Annotated in this window: 16 protein-coding genes; 14 read left to right on the top strand and 2 right to left on the bottom strand. The window is 41.6% G+C overall.

All coding sequences use genetic code 11. The features are described from left to right. The 6 genes from gnpA (at position 1) to B1K71_RS15645 (ending at position 7,729) form a co-directional block, all read left to right on the top strand. Positions 1-2,172: a 1,3-beta-galactosyl-N-acetylhexosamine phosphorylase gene (gene gnpA, locus B1K71_RS15665; protein ID WP_077328679.1), complete on the top strand. Its 2,172-nt coding sequence runs from the start codon at positions 1-3 to the stop codon at positions 2,170-2,172. After that, a complete protein-coding gene (locus tag B1K71_RS19990) occupies positions 2,162-2,329 on the top strand; it encodes a DUF6903 family protein (protein ID WP_175631929.1) in 168 nt (55 codons plus the stop codon). The genes gnpA and B1K71_RS19990 overlap by 11 nt, the downstream gene beginning before the upstream one ends. A gap of 55 nt (positions 2,330-2,384) precedes the next feature. Next, positions 2,385-3,308 carry an ROK family protein gene (locus tag B1K71_RS15660; protein ID WP_077328677.1) on the top strand — a complete coding sequence of 308 codons (924 nt, stop codon included), beginning with the start codon at positions 2,385-2,387 and terminating at the stop codon, positions 3,306-3,308. A 202-nt stretch (positions 3,309-3,510) separates the two neighbouring features. Then, positions 3,511-4,989, top strand: coding sequence for an arylsulfatase (locus B1K71_RS15655; protein WP_077328675.1), 1,479 nt, complete (start codon positions 3,511-3,513; stop codon positions 4,987-4,989). Positions 4,990-5,003: 14 nt separating this feature from the next. After that, a complete protein-coding gene (locus B1K71_RS15650) occupies positions 5,004-6,743 on the top strand; it encodes a glycoside hydrolase family 35 protein (protein ID WP_077328673.1) in 1,740 nt (579 codons plus the stop codon). A 23-nt stretch (positions 6,744-6,766) separates the two neighbouring features. After that, on the top strand, positions 6,767-7,729 hold the full coding sequence (locus B1K71_RS15645) for a formylglycine-generating enzyme family protein (RefSeq protein ID WP_077328671.1): 963 nt from the start codon (positions 6,767-6,769) through the stop codon (positions 7,727-7,729). Here B1K71_RS15645 and B1K71_RS20290 read toward each other — a convergent pair. Continuing rightward, positions 7,726-7,848 carry a hypothetical protein gene (locus B1K71_RS20290; RefSeq protein WP_281250353.1) on the bottom strand — a complete coding sequence of 41 codons (123 nt, stop codon included), beginning with the start codon at positions 7,846-7,848 and terminating at the stop codon, positions 7,726-7,728. The genes B1K71_RS15645 and B1K71_RS20290 overlap by 4 nt on opposite strands. 503 nt (positions 7,849-8,351) lie before the next feature. On the opposite strand from B1K71_RS20290, the gene B1K71_RS15640 reads away from it, so the two are divergent. The 7 genes from B1K71_RS15640 (at position 8,352) to B1K71_RS15610 (ending at position 16,859) form a co-directional block, all read left to right on the top strand. Further along, positions 8,352-9,278: an ROK family protein gene (locus tag B1K71_RS15640; protein WP_077328670.1), complete on the top strand. Its 927-nt coding sequence runs from the start codon at positions 8,352-8,354 to the stop codon at positions 9,276-9,278. 19 nt (positions 9,279-9,297) lie between these two features. Beyond that, a complete protein-coding gene (locus tag B1K71_RS15635) occupies positions 9,298-10,554 on the top strand; it encodes a Gfo/Idh/MocA family protein (RefSeq protein ID WP_077328668.1) in 1,257 nt (418 codons plus the stop codon). Positions 10,555-10,689: 135 nt separating this feature from the next. Then, a complete protein-coding gene (locus B1K71_RS15630) occupies positions 10,690-11,706 on the top strand; it encodes a LacI family DNA-binding transcriptional regulator (RefSeq protein ID WP_077328666.1) in 1,017 nt (338 codons plus the stop codon). Between the two features lie 208 nt (positions 11,707-11,914). Further along, positions 11,915-13,615 carry a peptide ABC transporter substrate-binding protein gene (locus B1K71_RS15625; protein WP_077328664.1) on the top strand — a complete coding sequence of 567 codons (1,701 nt, stop codon included), beginning with the start codon at positions 11,915-11,917 and terminating at the stop codon, positions 13,613-13,615. A 213-nt stretch (positions 13,616-13,828) separates the two neighbouring features. Further along, a complete protein-coding gene (locus B1K71_RS15620; protein ID WP_077328662.1) occupies positions 13,829-15,094 on the top strand; it encodes an ABC transporter substrate-binding protein in 1,266 nt (421 codons plus the stop codon). Positions 15,095-15,114: 20 nt separating this feature from the next. Next, on the top strand, positions 15,115-16,017 hold the full coding sequence (locus B1K71_RS15615; RefSeq protein WP_077328660.1) for a carbohydrate ABC transporter permease: 903 nt from the start codon (positions 15,115-15,117) through the stop codon (positions 16,015-16,017). Positions 16,018-16,031: 14 nt separating this feature from the next. Next, the gene (locus B1K71_RS15610; RefSeq protein WP_077328658.1) at positions 16,032-16,859 is read left to right on the top strand and encodes a carbohydrate ABC transporter permease; all 828 of its coding nucleotides are present in this window, start codon (positions 16,032-16,034) and stop codon (positions 16,857-16,859) included. Between the two features lie 158 nt (positions 16,860-17,017). Here the strand turns inward: B1K71_RS15610 and B1K71_RS15605 are convergent, their stop codons facing one another. Then, the gene (locus B1K71_RS15605; protein ID WP_077328657.1) at positions 17,018-17,557 is read right to left on the bottom strand and encodes a TetR/AcrR family transcriptional regulator; all 540 of its coding nucleotides are present in this window, start codon (positions 17,555-17,557) and stop codon (positions 17,018-17,020) included. 300 nt (positions 17,558-17,857) lie between these two features. Here B1K71_RS15605 and B1K71_RS15600 point away from each other — a divergent pair, with 300 nt between their 5' ends. Continuing rightward, positions 17,858-19,030 carry a hypothetical protein gene (locus B1K71_RS15600; RefSeq protein WP_077328655.1) on the top strand — a complete coding sequence of 391 codons (1,173 nt, stop codon included), beginning with the start codon at positions 17,858-17,860 and terminating at the stop codon, positions 19,028-19,030. Positions 19,031-19,038 lie beyond the last annotated feature (8 nt).

The raw sequence follows: 19,038 nt of genomic DNA, 5'->3' as shown, positions 1-19,038 counted from the left end.
ATGAGTAAACAAACGGGTCGGGTTACCCTGCCAAGTGAGCAGAATTTTTTGGAGCCCACAAAAGAACTGATAAAACGCTGGGGGGCTGACGCGCTTCGGGATAGTGACGGGACAAAATTGGATGATGCGATCAAGCAGCTGGATGCAAAAATCTATACCACTTACTTTGTGGCTCGCGGCCAGAATGAATTCGCCGCGGAGCATCCGGAAGAAATGCAGCAATTGTATCTCATGTCCAACTATCATACAGCTGCAGATACGGAGCTTGAGATAGCGTTTCTGGAAGGCTATTTTGAAGATCAGATTGAACCGGATTATGTGCATGATCCGGCGAAATGGTGGGAAGTGATTGACCGGACTAGCGGGGACGTGGTAAATCCTGCCGACTGGTACATAAATCAGGAAACGAATAAGCTGACTATTCAACATGCCAAGCGGTGGCATGAGTACACAGTATCCTTTTTGGCTTATATGAAATGGGATCCAACGCAGATGTATAACCATATAACGAATGATTGGGGGGATAAACCCCATGAGATTCCGTTTGACGTCCGACAGCCGTATTCCAATCAATTCGTTAAGGACTATTTGCGAAAATGGCTGGATGAAAATCAAGATACTGACGTTGTTCGTTTCACCACCTTTTTTTATCACTTTACATTGGTATTTAATCATTTGGCAAAAGAAAAATTTGTGGATTGGTTTGGATATGGTGCCAGTGTTTCTGTTGCGGCACTGGAGGCTTTTGAACAGAAAAAAGGATACCAGCTCCGACCTGAAGATATCGTTGACAAGGGTTATTACAATTCGACATTCCGGGTGCCTTCGAAGGCATATTTGGATTACATCGACTTTATCCAGGAGTTTGTCGCCAGGGAAGTAAAAGAACTGGTGGATATGGTTCATAAAAAAGATAAGGAAGCAATGATGTTTCTGGGTGATAACTGGATTGGAACGGAACCGTACGGGAATTATTTTCAGAAAACCGGTCTGGATGCGGTTGTCGGAAGTGTCGGTGACGGGACAACATTAAGAATGATTGCAGATATCCCGCATGTAACGTATACGGAGGGGAGATTTTTGCCTTACTTTTTCCCGGATACCTTTTATGAAGGGAACGATCCGGTAATTGAAGCGGAAGATAACTGGCTGACGGCACGGAGAGCAATGATGCGCAGCCCTTTGGACAGAATCGGCTATGGCGGATACTTAAGTTTGGCATACGAATTCCCATCGTTTGTCAGCTATGTTGAAAAAATTACGGATGAATTCCGGGAAATCCATCATACTATCAACGGTATTAAACCATATACAGGAATTAAAGTGGCTGTTCTGAATGCCTGGGGCAAGATCAGGACATGGCAGACACATATGGTGGCCCACGGTAAATGGTATAAACAAGCGTATTCTTATCAAGGTGTCCTGGAAGCACTAAGCGGATCAGCGGCAGAAGTGTCGTTTATCAGTTTTGAAGATATTGTGGAAAAAGGTATTCCGGACGATTTGGATGTAATCATTAATGCAGGTGACAGTGGTACAGCATTTTCAGGCGGTGAAAAATGGATGGACGAAAAACTGACGTCGGCGATCAGGGAATGGGTTCATAACGGCGGCGGTTTTATCGGTATCGGGGAACCATCCGCAATTCAACATGAAGGACGTTTTTTCCAGCTTGCCAACGTGCTTGGGGTTGATAAGGAATTAGGATTCGGTTTATCAACGAACAAATATTTTACGGAGCCGGCAAATTCCCACTTTATAACAGAAGATATGAAGGCATACGATTTTGGGGAAAGCATGAAAAATATTTTTGCCCTGCAAGCGGAAACAGAAATTCTGGAATACTCGGATGGCGGCGTTCACCTGGCCAGTTCCGGTTTTGGCAAAGGACGCGGTGTGTATATTGCCGGACTTCCGTACAGTCACGAAAACACACGTTTGCTGATGCGGGCGATGTATTATGCAGCACATAAAGAAGATAACTTCAAAAAATGGCATGCTTCGAACATTCATTGTGAGGTTCATGCATATCCTGCCATTCATAAATATGCAGTGGTCAATAATTCGAATGAAAGACAACAAACAGATGTATACGATGGCAATGGCAAGAAACAGGTCATAACACTGGAAGCAAGTGAAATCGTATGGGAGGAAATTTTGGATGAACGATAATTTGAAACGCATCCTGAAAATTATTTTCTTTCTCTTTTGCCTGTTTTTAATCGTATACGGCCAGCAGACCGTCGGAAAGGTGCAACTGCTGATACAGCTGATTGGTCTGGCAGGGTTGTTGTTATTACTCTGGAATTACAATCGAAAATTTAAATAATTGGGGACAAATCAATGTTCTCCAAAGCTGAAATGTCGGGAATGCGGGGGATAATGTGAGATATGCGATTGGAATAGATATAGGAGGAACTAAAATTTCGAGTGGGATTGTTAATGAAGCAGGGGATCTAATTCAGCAGGAAACGGTTTCAAGTGATCCGTCTGATAAAGAAAGTATGTTTGGTCGGGTACTCAAGTGTGTGGAACAATTGATGGATCATTCCAGTATCTCAGTGCACGACATTTACGGAGTCGGTGCAGGTGTTCCGGGAAAAGTAGATTGGGATAATGGTATTGCGGTTTATCAAAATAATCTGCCGTGGGAGAATTTCCCGTTTGTGAAACGGTTGAGGGATAAATTGGGGTTTGAACGAATCGTCATGGATAATGATGTTTACATGGCTGCCTTTGCGGAATGGAGAAACGCTGAATTACACGCTGGGGAAACGTTTGTATATGTAACAATCAGTACAGGTATTTCCAGTTCAATTATGCAGGATGGTGAATTTTTGCGCGGTGCCGGGTTCGCGGGTGAAATAGGACTGATTCCGGTCGTTGCATCCCGCAATGGGAATGGATGGGAGCGGCTGGAGAAAGTTGCATCCGGCCCTGCATTGGAAAAACGTGCCCGGCAACTGTATCAAGATGATCAAATGACAACGAAAGATATATTTACCGCATATTACCGCGGGGATGCTTCTGCCAAACAATTGGTGGAAGATGCGGGTTCGTCCATCGCCCAAGCAGTTTACATCATCAATAGTGTCATCGATCCGCATAAAATTGTTTTTGGTGGCAGTGTAATTGCACACAATCCGGTTTTGCTTGATATTATCAAACAAAAACTGAAGCGTTATTTGCTTGCGGAACAAATGCACATTCTGGATGCAATGGAAGTGAGCCAGCTTGGGAGCGGTCAGGGTGTAATCGGAGCAGGATTGAGTGTGTTTCAGCAATCCAATGTTCGTGTGATGGGGTGATTGTTTACAGTTTTGATGAATATGGCAGGTTTGGCTTAAGCTGGCATAGAATTGGCTGGAATTGTTACAAAGCCCGCTCAAATTGTCACAGAATCGGCTGAAGTTCACAAAGTTTCCGCTGAAGTTCACAATCAAGTCCCCTTCATACATCGTTCATCAGGGGCATTGCCAAAAAAATAGATTTGTCACAGGAGGGACAGTAATGAAACCGAATATTCTATTTATAAATGTAGACCAGATGCGGCATGACTGTTTGAGTCTCTTGAATCATTCTGTTGTGGAAACACCGAATATCGATCAGCTGGCACTTGATGGGGTATCGTTTGAAAATGCTTATTCCGCGACACCGACATGTGTGCCGGCCAGAGCGGCTATTCTTACCGGGATGGGCCAGCGGTCACATGGAAGGGTAGGATATGAAGATAAAATTCCGTGGGACTATGAGCGTACCATGCCCGGGGAATTAGCCAATGCAGGTTATCACACGCAATGTATCGGAAAAATGCATGTGTATCCGACGCGGAAACTTTGCGGGTTTCATAATGTTGTGCTGCATGATGGCTATATGCATTACAATCGTTTTAAAGACCGGACGACAACAGTTGAGTCGTTTGATGCCACCGATGATTACCTGAATTGGCTGCGGGACAAGGCGGGGTATCATCATGATATAACGGATCTCGGCCTTGACTGTAATGCCTCAACAATGGCTCGGCCGTGGCATCTGCCGGAAGAACTGCATCCGACCAATTGGGTTGTGACACAGTCCATTGATTTTCTGCGGAGAAGGGATCCGTCCAAACCGTTTTTCCTGAAAATGTCGTTTGTCCGGCCACACCCGCCGTTTGATCCGCCGCAAGTGTTTTTTGATCAATATATTCATTCAGATCTTCCGAATCCTGTTGTGGGGAATTGGGCAGATCATGCAGATACTGAGCGTAACGGTCTTAACCCGGTTACGAAAAAAGGAATCGTGCCAAAAAACAGGTTTAAACGTGCTCAGGCCGCTTACTATGCACTAATTACTCAGATTGATTATCAAATTGGACGATTTTTGAACAAATTACAGGAATTCGGGGAGTTGCATAATACCGTTATTCTGTTTGCATCTGATCATGGTGAATTGCTGGGAGATCATCATTTGTTTGCAAAAGCACTTCCGTATGAAGGAAGTGCGAAAATACCGTTTATCATTTCTGACCCGGGAAATCACCTGCATTTAAATAAAGGTACTGTGGGTTCTGACCACATCATTGAGCTGCGGGACATTATGCCGACACTATTGGATGCCGCCGGTGTTCCGGTTCCGGCGCAAGTCGAGGGAAAGAGTGTGCTGCCGCTCGCAAGGGGCAAAAAAACGCATTGGCGCGCGTATATTCATGGAGAGCATGCATACGGCGCTGATTCGTATCACTATATTACAAATGGAAAAGCGAAATATATCTGGTTTTCCCAGACTGGAAAGGAGCAATTTTTCGACCTGGAGGAGGATCCGGATGAATTAAACAATCAGGCAGACAATCCTGAATATAGTGAACGTATCGTTTATTGGCGGAAAAAACTGATCACGGAATTGGTAGGCAGGGAAGAAGGATATACGGATGGGCAGAAATTGATTGCCGGACGGGAACCGCGCACATACCTGAAGGAAGCCCTGCAGCCTGTCACAAATTCTTTATAGAAGGAGTATGTTCATTGGCTAAGTTAACTGTTCATAATGGAGAATTGATATATGATGGAGAAGCCATTCAACTGATTTCGGGAGCTATTCACTATACACGTGTGGTGCCTGAGTATTGGGAAGATCGGTTATTAAAATTGAATGCTTGCGGGTTTAACACCGTCGAAACGTATATCCCGTGGAATGTTCATGAACCGAAACCGGGTAATTTCAATTTTAGCGGGATGGCGGATGTCGTAAAGTTTATCAAAACAGCCGGGGAATTAGGACTGTTCGTCATAATCAGGCCAAGCCCGTATATTTGTGCGGAATGGGAATTTGGCGGCCTCCCTGCCTGGCTGCTGGCAGACAGCAATATGCAGGTAAGATCATCTGATCCCAAATTTTTAAACAGGGTTGACTTGTACTATGATGTACTGATGGAAAAATTAAAACCGTATCTTAGCACGAATGGCGGTCCGATTATTGCTATGCAAATTGAGAACGAATATGGCAGCTATGGAAGTGATAAGAAATATTTGACCTATTTGAAGGATGCGATGACAACACGAGGTATCGATGTATTGTTGTTTACCTCGGATGGTCCGACAGATGAAATGCTGCAGGGAGGGACACTGCCTGATGTTTTGGCTGCCGTCAATTTTGGTTCCCGCCCAAACGAATCATTTGCCCAGTTGAAGAAACATCGGCCGAACAGTCCTCTTTTTTGTATGGAGTACTGGAATGGATGGTTTGACCACTGGGGAGAAAAACATCATACACGGGATGACCAAGATGTGGCGGAAGTATTTGCAGAGATGCTGGACTGCGGTGCATCCGTCAATTTTTATATGTTCCATGGCGGGACGAATTTTGGTTTTTATAACGGGGCAAATTTTGACACAATCTACAGACCGACTATTACGAGCTACGACTATGACAGTCTGTTAACGGAAGCAGGGGATATCACACCAAAATTCCACGCAGTCCGGGAGGTAATTGCCGGGAAAAGGGATGTAAACGATTTAAAACTGCCCGAACCAATCAAGAAGAAGGGTTTTGGTGCCGTCAGCCTTGATCAATCTGTTTCTTTATTTCATGCCTTGAAGAATATAACGAATCCAATTGAGCGGACGCATCCCGAACCGATGGAGAAACTCGGGCAGAATTTTGGATTTATTCTTTACCGAACGATTGTAAGCGGTCCAATTTCCAATGCCGCATTATATATTGATGCGGTACATGACAGGGCGCTGGTTTTTGTTAATGGCAATTTTCTTGATGTAATAGAACGTTGGGAAAATCAACAGCTTATCATTGATATTCCGCCTGGAGGTGCCGAAATTGATATACTGGTGGAAAATATGGGGCGAATTAATTATGGTTCAAAACTTGCAGATTCAAAAGGAATAACGAAAGGGGTTCAATTGAATGGGGAATTTTTATATAATTGGACTATCTTCCCACTGCCTCTGAATGATTTGTCTGCTATAACATACGAATTCGGAAAAGTGAAAACGGCACCGGGATTTTATAAAGGGACGTTTCAAGTGGACGAGACGGCAGATACATTTTTGGAACTTCCTGGCTGGACAAAAGGGGCAGCTTTTCTGAATGGTTTTAATCTTGGAAGGTACTGGAATATCGGTCCGCAACAAACATTATACATACCGGCACCGTTGTTAAAGACAGGTGTCAATGAATTAGTTATCTTTGAATTACACGGAATGGAAAAGCCGATGGTACGTCTTCGGGATTCAGCGATATTAGGGTAACGATTTAAGGGAGTGGGGTACTGATGGAAAAGCAACCGCATTGCTGTGCAGCGAGCAGAGATGAAGGGATTCATGGGGAAAAAAGTATAACAGAGCAGCATGTCAAAGTCAGGGAAGAACCGTTTTCATCCGGCAAAATGATATATATCCCCGGCGGCAGTTTTATGATGGGAACAAATAGCAAAGCCGGTTTTCCCGCAGATGGCGAGGGTCCAATTCATAAGGTTAACGTGAAATCTTTTTACATGGATGCATATACGGTGACAAACGCGGAGTTCGCAACATTTGTGGAGGAAACGGGATATATAACAGAAGCGGAACAATACGGATGGTCATTTGTTTTTTATCAATTTCTTAGTCAGGAAACAGCTGGAAAGGTATCCAATAAAGTGAAGCACACACCATGGTGGTGGGTAGTTGACGGATCAGACTGGAAACATCCGGAGGGACCGGATTCCAGCATTGAAAACCGGCTGGATCACCCTGTAATTCATATTTCATGGAATGACGCCAATGCTTATTGCAAGTGGGCGGGAAAGCGACTGCCGACTGAAGCGGAATGGGAATATGCGGCACGAGGCGGATTGGAACAAAAAGAATTCCCGTGGGGCGATGACTTGATGCTGAATGGAGTTCACCAATGCAATATTTGGCAAGGGACATTCCCGAATGAAAACACCGAAGACGATGGCTATGCCGGAACTGCACCGGCCGAATCCTTTTCCGCAAATGGATATGGTCTGTACAATGTTTCCGGAAATGTGTGGGAATGGTGTTCAGACTGGTTTGCAACGAATATTCATAAACGGGGCGGACGGGATAATCCGAACGGTCCTGAAACAGGAGCCAGTCGTGTTATCCGTGGAGGATCCTACTTGTGCCATCATTCTTATTGTAATCGTTACCGGGTTGCGGCAAGATCTTCGAATACCCCTGATTCTTCTGCGGGGAACATGGGTTTTCGTTGTGTGCGTGATGTCGATTAGAGAACTTTGCTTGTATATGTGACAGTTTCAGCGGAAATATTGTGAACTTCAGATGAATTTGTAACGGCTTGAGCGGGAACTGTGAATACTTCAGGCGATTCTGTGACAATCTCAGCCAAAAGCGGCCCCCTTCAGAATTATTATATGAAAAAATGAACGAAACGAATTTGCTGGCATGTTTCCGAGAAGGTGAACATGCCAGTTTGATTTTAGTCCAGGAAATTGTAGAATTTTCACCTGTGGATAATTAACATTAACTAATCAGCCGAGTCCAGCTCCAGCGCCCAGCAACTAGCAAACTTCACACTCCTCCACTACGATAAGTCAACATCGGTTCGCTTCCAGCTCACCGTGTTTCCTTTATCTCATTGCGGGGTGCTCCAGTTTGTACGTTGCTAAACGGGCGCTTGCGCTTTTGTTCTTTGAGAGGAAAACCAGGAATCCTTTGTGTTGCCAATACTCACAAGCTGATAAAACAGCGTGAAAGAATGCAAATAAGGCATTATTTAATAGACAAATCAGAAAACAGATGGTACGATGAAATTCATAGGTAAAATATTTATTAAACTTTTACTTTACATATTATAGGGTGTTTAGAAATGAGAAACTGGGGTGAATGCTTTTGAAATATAGTTTAGGAGTTGATATTGGCGGTACTAAAATCGCGGCAGTAATCCTTGATCAAAACGGAATCATTCTACATCGGACGGAAATGCCAAGCGAACCGGATGACAAGGAAGAAATGTTTAATCAGGTTATCTGCACGATTCAAAGGCTTTTTTCAAAATCTCATTTTACGGTTTCCATGTTGGATGGGATTGGGGTTGGGGTCCCCGGCAAGGTTGATCGGAAAAATGGTGTTGCTGTTTTTCAAAATAACCTGCAGTGGAAAAATTTCCCGATTGCTGACAGATTACAAGATTACTTTGGTTTCGATCATGTTGTCATAGATAATGATGTCTATATGGCAGCTTTTGCAGAGTGGATGGCAGCAAATATGAATCAGGAAGACACCTTTGTATATGTAACTGTCAGCACTGGCATTTCCTGTTCCATCATTCAAAATGGCTCGTTTCTGCGTGGTGCCGGTTTTGCAGGTGAACTTGGTTTACTGCCGGTTGGTAATTCAGGTATGGAAAATATTCAACGGTTGGAAAATGCAGCATCAGGACCGGCTATCCAGAAAACTGCTGTTAAACGTTTTGGGAGAGCTGATATGACGGCACAAGAATTTTTTCAGGAATATGAGAATGGAAATGTAAAGACGAAAACTGTCTTGAATGATGCAGTGCGATACCTTGCAGGCGGGGTTTATTCGATTGTCAGTCTGCTTGACCCTCACAAAATTGTATTCGGTGGTGGTGTGATGAATCACCATCCGTATTTACTGGAATTGCTGAAAGCGGAGATCGGTGATTTTTTAATAGATGCGCAAAAAGATTCTTTGGCAAGGATGCAGATGAGTCAGTTGAAAGGAGATTCGGGAGTTGTCGGAGCAGGCCTAAAAGCTATAAGTGAACACGCTTTGCGTATGGGAATTGATTCATAAAAAAAAGGAGGAGAGTTTATTGAAAAAAATAAAAGCACTTTTAATCGGAGCCGGTGACCGTGGTGCAAATGCGTATGGACCGTATGCAGTGTCTTTTCCGCATGAACTTGAATTTGTAGCTGTGGCGGAGCTGAATCCCGAAAAAAGGAAGGCATTTGCCGAGGCTCATGGACTTGCGGAAGAAAATTGTTTCGAAACATGGGAAGACATGCTGGAAGAAAACATCGATGCGGATGTTGCCTTCGTATGTACGCTGGACCGGTATCATTATCAGCCGACAATACGGGCCATTGAAGCCGGGTACCATGTGTTACTGGAAAAACCGATGTCACCTGACCCGAAAGAATGTATAGAAATGGTGGATACTGCAACGAAACATAATAAGCTTTTAACCATTTGCCATGTATTGCGGTATACGCCATTTTGGAGGAATATCAAAAAAATTATTGACCGCGGGGATATAGGCGATATTGTTTCGATTCAGTTGAACGAGAATGTGGAGATTTTGCATATGTCACACAGTTTTGTTCGGGGAAATTGGAACAACAGCGATGAATCGAGTCCGATGATTTTGCAAAAATCCTGCCATGACATGGATATACTAATGTATTTGATGGGGCAAAAGTGTAAACATATCAGCTCGTTCGGATCACTTATGCATTTTAATGAAGCCAATAAACCAGAAGGGGCACCATTGCGGTGTCTTGATGGCTGTCCCGTCGAAAATGAATGTCCGTTTCATGCCGGACGTTATTACTTAGGTGAAGGCAGAGGCTGGGCGAAAAAGTTCACCACCGATCATTCAAGAGAAGGGATTATTGAGGCGCTGAAAACAACTCCATATGGAAAGTGTGTCTACCAATCTGATAATAATGTGGTCGATCATCAGGTTGTTAATTTAGAGTTTGAGAATGAGGCTACCGCAACGTTCAGTATGTGCGGCTTCACCAGGGAACAAACGAGAATCGTGCAAATAATGGGGACAAAAGGTGAAATTCGGGGCAAGATGGATGAGAATTCCATATCTGTTTTTGATTTTCTTACCCAAAACGAAACGACCGTTAATCTTGCGAAACAGTTGAGCGGCCATGGTGGTGGCGATGAGGCAATAGTCAGGGACTTTCTCCAGGAGGTCAGAAGTCACAGGAATACGGATACTCCTTCAGCTGTGGTATCATTGGACAGTCATTTGCTGGCGTTCGCTGCTGAAGCCTCCAGGCTGGAGAATGGGAAGGCAATTGAACTGGATGCTTTTTTGACTGAAAATAAAATCTGAAAATTAGGGCTGTACGTTCATTTTCAGTGATGTCCTGCTTCATGTTCAGATTCCCGCCGGTCAAATGCAGCATGATTATCGCATAAAATGCTATACTGAACATAACACCGCTGAACGGAAGGAGAACATGTTTACATGGCGACCATTAAAGATATTGCAAAAAAGGCCGGAGTTTCTTCGGCAACGGTGTCACGAGTATTAAATTATGATGCCAGCTTGTCTGTTGCGGATGAAACAAGGAAAAAAGTATTTGAGGCAGCAGAGGCACTTTCATATAAAAAACGAAACGGGAAACGCTATGCCGGACAAAAAATCGGCGTTGTCCATTGGTATACAGAAGAAGAGGAACTAAGTGATTTATATTATCTATCCATCAGACTTGGTATTGAACAGCGATGTAAACAGTTGGAGTTGACTCCGGACATTTATTTTTTTGATAATATCGGGGATATTAATGCCGCTGATATTGATGGGATTATCGCAGTAGGGAAATTTAGTGAACAGCAGATACAGGAACTGACTGCGATTAATGAAAATATCATATTTGTTGATTACAGCCCTGATGAAGACAGGTTTGATGCGGTAGTAATTGACTTTGCAAAAGCGACCAAAAAAATCATTGATTATTTTCTATCGACAGACCATACCCGGATCGGATTTATTGGCGGCCGGGAGTATCTTGCGGGGGAAACAAACGCTGTAGAAGATCTGCGCGAAAATACATTTAAACGATATATGCATGAAAATGGGCTTTTGGAAGAGCGTTTTGTATATGTCGGATCTTTTTCTGTTGATGATGGGTATAATCTGATGGAAAAAGCTATTAAGGAATTGGATGATGACCTGCCAACCGCTATTTTCGCAAGCAGTGATGTAATGGCGATAGGCTGCCTGCGTGCTTTGCATGAATATGGTATCCAGGTGCCGGAAAGAGTCAGTTTAATCGGTCTCAATGATATGTCGATTTCCAAATATGTTTATCCGTCTTTAAGCACGATTAAAGTTTATACGGAACTCATGGGAGAAACTGCTGTTGATTTGTTAACGGAGCGTTTTGAAGGAAGAGGTATCCCGAAAAAGGTATTTGTTTCGACTAAATTAGTTGTTCGTAAGAGTGTGAAACAGGAAATGGCGCATAATAGAAACGAATAGGATACAGCATGTTGGAGACGGAACCGGGCTTAAAGGACTGGTTTCGTTTTTTTGTTGTAAATTTTTCGCATATTCTGGACAAGTTTTGCTGCTTATGCTATTATTTAAAAAATTAGTAAATTATTTACTTGCTAAATTTAGTGAATAACAGAAGGGGATGGAATAGACGTAATGTTTGTTTTTTTAAATTTATAGGGGAGGTTTTTTGATGGAGGGGAAGTTTTATAAGCCATTAGCAGTCTTGTTGGTTTTTTTAATTGGGTTATTTGTTGTTGGATGCAGTGATTCAGGCAGTAAAAATGAGAATTCATCCAATGATGAAAAAGGATCAAAGCAAAAAAATGAAGAGCTTGCTGACGAACAGGTGCTGCATTTTGTGCGAACAGCGGATTTGCCAACAGTTGATTTGTCCATGGCGACAGACACGACTTCCGGTGAGGTACTCCAGCGTACGCACCCGGGATTGATTACTTTTAAGAATAAAGAGATCGTACCCGAAATGGCTGCAGAAATGCCAAAGAAAAACAAAGATGGAACGGTTTACACGTTTAAAATCCGTGAAGATGTAAAATGGTCGAATGGGGATCCGCTGACAGCCCAGGACTTTGTCTTTGCATGGCAGCGTCTGATAGACCCGAAAACAAAATCACAATATGCATACATTATGGGAATTGCCAATGTGAAAAATGCGAATAAGATCATGAATGAAGAAAGTGATATCTATGGTCAAGTGGATAAACTGGGAGTCAAAGCAATTGATGACCAAACTTTACAGGTAACACTGGAATCACCAATTCCTTACTTTACCAGTTTAATGGCTTTTAATAAATTTGCTCCGTTAAATGCGGACTATGTGAAGAAACAAGGTGAAAATTATGCGAAAGAACCGGAAAATCTGCTTACAATTGGTCCTTATAAGCTGACTAATTGGGATCATGGTGTTGGTTGGACGCTGGAGAAGAATCCGGATTATTATGCGGCCGATGAAGTCAATATTACGAAAGCGACCTTTAAAGTGGTGAAAGAGAAAAACACACAATTAAGTCTTTATAAATCAGATGAAATTCAGGTTGATTCTCTTTCATCTGAGCAGGTAAATGCATATAAAGATAAACCGGATTTTCAACAGGTGCCCGGGAACTGTATTTTCTGGTGGCAGTTAAACGCAGAGAATGTTCCTGAATTCAAGTATGCTAAAGTCCGAAAAGCCATGTCTATGGTAATCGATCGTGAAAGCCTTGTAAATGTGCTGTTGAATAACGGATCCATTCCGGCACAATATGTTGTTCCAAAAGATTTTGCCAAGGGGCCAGAAGGAAAAGACTTCCGTGAAGGTACGGGGGATTATCTTCCTGGTGGTGTTGAAGAGGCAAAGAAACTATGGGAAGAAGCCAAGAAAGAACATGGATTTGATAAATTGGATGTTGAATATGTTACAACTGATGGCGATTCAGCAGCTGAAATGGGCGAATACATGGCGAATCAGCTTGAACAACTGGATGGTTTGAACATCACAATTAAAAAATTACCATGGAATGCATATTTGGACTATGTTCAGAATCATAAGCAAGAACTGGATGCCGGATCCGGCTGGTGCCCTGACTATAAAGACCCGATGACTTTTCTGGGATATTGGCATTCACAAGGACCAAATGATGCAGTCGGCATGAAAACAGATGATTACGATAAGTTAATTGATCAGGCACGTCAATATGCAAAGGAACAAAAACCGAAAAAACGCTGGGAAGCTTTAAAAAAGGCTGAAAAAGTATTAATTGAAAATGCCTATACCATCCCAACTTATCAGAGCGGTGAATCCATGATCATAAAACCATATGTGGAAGGAATCGTTTTCCAAAGCTTTGGTATTGAAACGTACTTTAGAGAGGCAAAGGTGTATAAGCATTAGAAGACATCTGCAGGACATCCTCATGGCTTTTAGCTGTGGGGATGTTTTTTATTAAAGGTGTCACTCTATTCGCCATAGACAAATTACTTTTTATATGATAATGTTTAATAAATATTTTATTTAATAGTTTACTAAAAAATGAATAATTCTATTAAAGGGAGGTTTTAATTAAGGTTTGTTTAGTGATTAAAGATTAATAGAAAGGGTGATGACTTGAAGAAATTATTGGCAGTTTTCGGTATTCTGTTAATGGTTCTATTAATTTCAGCCTGCTCTTCAGGAAACGAAACAGAGGGTGCAGATGGGGAAAAAACAATACGATATGCATATTGGGATAAAAAACAAGAGAATTTAATGAAAGACTTAATTACAGAGTTTAACAAGGATCATCCAGATATAAATATAAAGCTTGAGTTAACTCCGTATGATCAATATTTTACTAAACTTAATGCTGCAGCTGCGGGAGGCGAACTGCCAGATGTCTTTTGGATGAATGGTCCTAACTTCGTGAAATATGCAGCTAACAATATGATTGAGCCAATTGGTGAATATATTAAAAATGATAACCTCGATTTATCACCATATCCCAAAGGGTTGTTGGGCCTATATCAATTTAATAATAAAACTTATGCCCTGCCAAAAGATTATGACACGATCGGTTTATGGTATAACAAAAAATTATTTGATAAGGCAGGAGTAGATTATCCGGATAAGTCATGGACCTGGGATGATTTAATCAAGGCAGGTAAAAAGTTGACTAACTCTTCAAAAGGCATCTATGGGATAGCGGCATCAATAGCTGATCCTCAAGCCAGTTATTTTAATGTAATACTATCTAATGGCGGATATATTATATCCGAAGACAAAACGAAGGCGGGATTTGACAAATCCAATACAATAGAAGGCTTACAGAAATATTATGATTTAATCGACAAATATAAAATTTCACCAACACATGCACAAATGGAAACAACTGAAGCAAATGCAATGTTTGAATCTGGTAAAGTTGCTATGTTATTTCAGGCATCCTATATGATTCCAGAGTTTAAAAATAATGAATATACACTAAAAAATGCTGATGTTGCAGTTTTACCAAAGATGCAAAAAAGATCCAATGTTATTCACGGTTTGGGTAATGTGATTGCTGCTAATTCAAAAAACAAAGACGCAGCATGGAAATTTGTGAAATTTTTAAGTTCAAAAAAAGCAGCCAAGATGCAAGCGGAAGCAGGTATCATTCCAGCCTATAAGGGAACTCAAGATGCATGGGTAGAAGCAACACCGGAATTTAACCTTCAAGCTTTTTTGGATATGGCTGAAGTGTCCGAGCCTTACCCTGTATCACGTGATACCTCCAAGTGGTCAACAATTGTACAGGAGAATATTGCTAAGGCATGGTCTGGGCAAATTTCAATTGAAGAGGCCAGTGAAGTTATTGATAAAAAAGTGGAAAGCGTTTTATCGGAGGAACAGAAATAACCACTCATCGGGGTGATTCAATGGAACATAATAACATTTTTAATAAGATACGTAATAGTGATATCTTTTGGGGCTATTTATTCATAGCCCCAACCCTATTGGGTCTATTAATCTTTTACATTTTCCCGGTACTTCAGACCTTTTATTACAGTTTTAATGAGTGGGGGGCATTCGGTAATTACACCTGGTCAGGTTTGGAAAATTATAGTCAAATGCTTGAAGACCCGGATGTTTGGTATTCATTCAGGAATACATTTATATACGCATTTTTAATGGTTCCGCTTAGTATTGCCGTCTCGATAATAGTAGCAGTTTTGTTAAATCAAAAAATAAAGGGGTTAACACTGTACCGGACACTATACTTTCTTCCTGTTGTTACAATGCCCGCCGCAATCGGGATGATCTGGAAGTGGCTATATAATTCCGAATATGGTGTTATCAATCAAATTTTGGGATGGTTTTCTATTCACGGTCCCAGTTGGTTGACTGACCCGGATTGGGTACTTATATCCATTATAGTAGTTGGAGCATGGAGTGTTATTGGTACCAATATGGTTATATTGTTATCCGGGCTTCAAGGTATTCCTAAATCTCTCTATGAATCTGCATCGTTGGATGGTGCTGGAGTATTCTATACATTTTTTCGAATTACCTTGCCATTACTTTCGCCTACTATCTTTTTTGTAACCGTTATATCGTTCATTGGAGCATTCCAGGTGTTTGATTTTATTTTTATGATGGTTAGTCCAACCAATCCAGCAATTGATAATGCCCAATCAATTATTTATTTATTTTATCAATATGCCTTTGTAGTAGGTGATAAGGGAATAGCCGCGGCAATGGCGTTTGTCCTATTTATCGTTATTTTAGTGCTTACAATTATACAATTCAGGTTGCAAAAGAAATGGGTTCACTATAGCTAAAGGGAGTGTTTTGAATGAATACTCTGTCCAAATCACGTAAACTTGTTATTCATATTTTGCTTATTTCAGGCTCGATTTTAATGTTCGGACCATTTTTATGGATGGTGTTAACATCCTTAAAATCATTGGAAGAGGCCGTCCATGTACCACCTGTCATTTTTCCATCTGATTTTCAATGGAGCAATTACAAGGATGTATTTGAATCATTGCCATTTGGAAGGTTTTATTGGAATACGTTTATAACAACAGTTGCAAAAACAGTAGGGCAATTATTCCTTTGTTCTTTAGCTGCCTATGCCTTTGCGAGAATAAAGTTTCCAGGAAGGAATTTCTTTTTTATACTTTATCTTTCAGTATTAATGGTTCCTCCTCAGGCCTTTTTAATTCCGCAGTATCAAATTATAGCAAATTTAGGTTTGCTTAATACATTAACAGCTCTAGTACTGCCTGGACTGTTCAGTGCGTTTGGAACATTTTTATTAAGGCAATTCTTTATGACAATGCCTGATGAACTGGAAGAAGCTGCTAAACTGGATGGGTGTAATCACTTCCAGATTTATTGGAGGATTATGCTTCCATTGGCAAAGCCGGGTTTAATTGCCTTGGCGATATTTACTATTATCTGGTCTTGGAATGATTTATTATGGCCGTTAATTGTGAATAGTTCACCGGAGAAAATGCCTTTATCGGCAGGATTGGCTTCATTGCAGGGGCAGTATAGCACTAATTATCCACTCTTAATGGCAGGAACATTTTTGGCATCCTGGCCACTTATTATTATATTTGTATTTTTTCAAAAGGCCTTTGTTGAAGGGATTGCTTTGAGTGGGAAGAAGGGGTAAATATAGGTTTCTGGCACCACCCGGAATTTGCCGTAATATGTCGAAAGGATTTCCCGTACCATGTTTGGTGGTACGGGGTTTTCATTTTCAGCCGCTTGTGACACTTTTCGTGTTCGGGAAGGAAATAATGGACGAGACAAAATTGCTGTAGCCATTGCTTATTTTTCCTTTGTCAATTGAATCAGCCTTTCCAGAACTTTAGCGCGCCTGTTTTTTTCAAGGGGGGCCAGTCCAAAAATTTCTGAAAACCAGAGGCCGTCCACTGCAAGACGTAAGATGGTGGCATTAACTGGTTCAAATCCATCATTTTCAATTTTTTGCTGCCAATTTTCATATGCATCCTGCACCGGTTTTAACAAATCGGGATTGAAGGCTGCTGCTGCCATTAATCCGGCATCCATATTTTTTGATGGTGTGCTCTGTTGAAAGGTTTCTTTAATAAAAGCACGTGTCCATCTCCCTTTTTCGTCAGGATCCTGATCCGCTTCCTGCTGCATACTGGCTGCGTAATTCTCCATCAGATATTGAACCATTCCCCCGATGAGCGCATCCTTGGAAGGAAAGTGATACAGCAGCCCGCCCTTACTGACACCAGCCCGATCAGCCGCTGCTTCCAAGGTTAAATCTAATATTCCGTCTTCCTGTACAATACTTGAAGCTGCTTCCAGAATTTTATATCGAGTATCATTTTTAGCCATTGTTATTTACCTTTCTATGATGGTTTTCTTATATTTACTATGCTGTCTGGACGGTGATTTTGTCAATGTAAAACCATGGTATAATATGACACTAACATTACTTGGATAGCATTCTTTCATTTATCAAAAATGTATGATAATCTAGTAACATTATTTTTATTATCCATTGAATTTTAAGAAAATTGCCAAGCACATTTATCGCTAATTGATGTGTTGATGTATAATTGTAAACACGTAATTATTAGTATCTTCTGATATTAATATGCTTGGTTTTTTCAATAAGGGGGGGAGAGGAATTTTATGCTAAGCAATCCACTTATAGCAACAGTTATCATTTTTGCGTTAATCGCACTGGGTGAATGGTTATCCATTATATCCAGGGCAAGAGTACCAATGCTTTTAACAGCAATGGTCGGATTCCTCGTTTGTAAATGGACGGGTATCTTTCCGGAAGATATCTTAGAGAAGTCAACGTTTGCGGCTTTGGGTGCTATTTTAGTCGGTCCGGCCATTTTGCATATGGGTACGCTCATACCTTTTACTACTTTGAAGCGCCAGTATAAGGCTGTGCTTGTTGCTTTAGGTGGTATTTTGGTATCCGGGACGCTGATTTTGATTATTGTTCCATTGGTTTACGACTATCCGACGGCAGTTGCTGGTGTTGGACCGGTAAGCGGCGGTATCATAGCATTAATTGTTACATCGGAAAAACTGACTGAGCTGGGTCTTTCCAGTCTTGTTGTAATTCCTGCATTAATCGTAGCATTTCAGGGAGTTCTCGGAATGCCGCTTGCGATGAATTTTATGCGGCGATATGCGGTGAAGATGAAAAAAGAGATGAATAATGGCAGCTATGTTGCTGCGGATCAACTGGCAGCAGCAACGATAAAAGAAGAAAAGGGTGCCAAAAAGGTAAGCCCGCTGAAATCCAGTGCAACGTTAAAGCTGTTTTTCATCTTTGTTGGTGCATCCATTGGTATTGCGCTAGGAGAAATTACGCCGATTCACTACAGTCTGTGGTGTTTGGCAATTGGTGTAGTTGGCCTGAAGCTCGGCTTATTTGAGGAAAAATCTCTTGAAAGGGCGAATTCATTCACGATTACGATGCTTGCAATCATTTTCGTTGTTATTGGAACGATGGGGAATGTAAGTCCACAGGATGCACTGGAGAATCTGCCAAGCATTATTTTGATATTGGTGCTTGGAACGGCCGGACTTAGTATTGGGGGCTATTTAACCTCGAAACTGGTCAATTGGCATCCATATAAAGGAATGCCAGTTGCATTAACCGCGTTGTTCGGCTTTCCTGGTGATTATATTTTGTGTGAAGAGGTAAGTCGGAGTGTTGCAGAGAATGAGGAAGAGGAAAAACAAATTTTTAATGAACTGCTAACTCCAATGTTAATTGGCGGTTTTACAACCGTGACAATTGTGTCCGTTCTTATAGCGGGTATTCTAGTTCAAACTTTGTAAATGGGAGT

The organism is Virgibacillus siamensis, assembly GCF_900162695.1.
Classification (GTDB): domain Bacteria; phylum Bacillota; class Bacilli; order Bacillales; family Amphibacillaceae; genus Lentibacillus; species Lentibacillus siamensis_A.
This window is presented reverse-complemented; position numbering and strand designations above follow the sequence as displayed.

Excerpts from the sequence above, each read along its gene's own strand:
- gnpA (WP_077328679.1), top strand. The coding sequence starts at position 1 with ATGAGTAAACAAACGGGTCGGGTTACCCTGCCAAGTGAGCAGAATTTT.
- B1K71_RS19990 (WP_175631929.1), top strand. The coding sequence starts at position 2,162 with ATGAACGATAATTTGAAACGCATCCTGAAAATTATTTTCTTTCTCTTT.
- B1K71_RS15655 (WP_077328675.1), top strand. The coding sequence starts at position 3,511 with ATGAAACCGAATATTCTATTTATAAATGTAGACCAGATGCGGCATGAC.
- B1K71_RS15645 (WP_077328671.1), top strand. The coding sequence starts at position 6,767 with ATGGAAAAGCAACCGCATTGCTGTGCAGCGAGCAGAGATGAAGGGATT.
- B1K71_RS15630 (WP_077328666.1), top strand. The coding sequence starts at position 10,690 with ATGGCGACCATTAAAGATATTGCAAAAAAGGCCGGAGTTTCTTCGGCA.
- B1K71_RS15625 (WP_077328664.1), top strand. The coding sequence starts at position 11,915 with ATGGAGGGGAAGTTTTATAAGCCATTAGCAGTCTTGTTGGTTTTTTTA.
- B1K71_RS15615 (WP_077328660.1), top strand. The coding sequence starts at position 15,115 with ATGGAACATAATAACATTTTTAATAAGATACGTAATAGTGATATCTTT.
- B1K71_RS15610 (WP_077328658.1), top strand. The coding sequence starts at position 16,032 with ATGAATACTCTGTCCAAATCACGTAAACTTGTTATTCATATTTTGCTT.
- B1K71_RS15605 (WP_077328657.1), bottom strand. The coding sequence starts at position 17,557 with ATGGCTAAAAATGATACTCGATATAAAATTCTGGAAGCAGCTTCAAGT.
- B1K71_RS15600 (WP_077328655.1), top strand. The coding sequence starts at position 17,858 with ATGCTAAGCAATCCACTTATAGCAACAGTTATCATTTTTGCGTTAATC.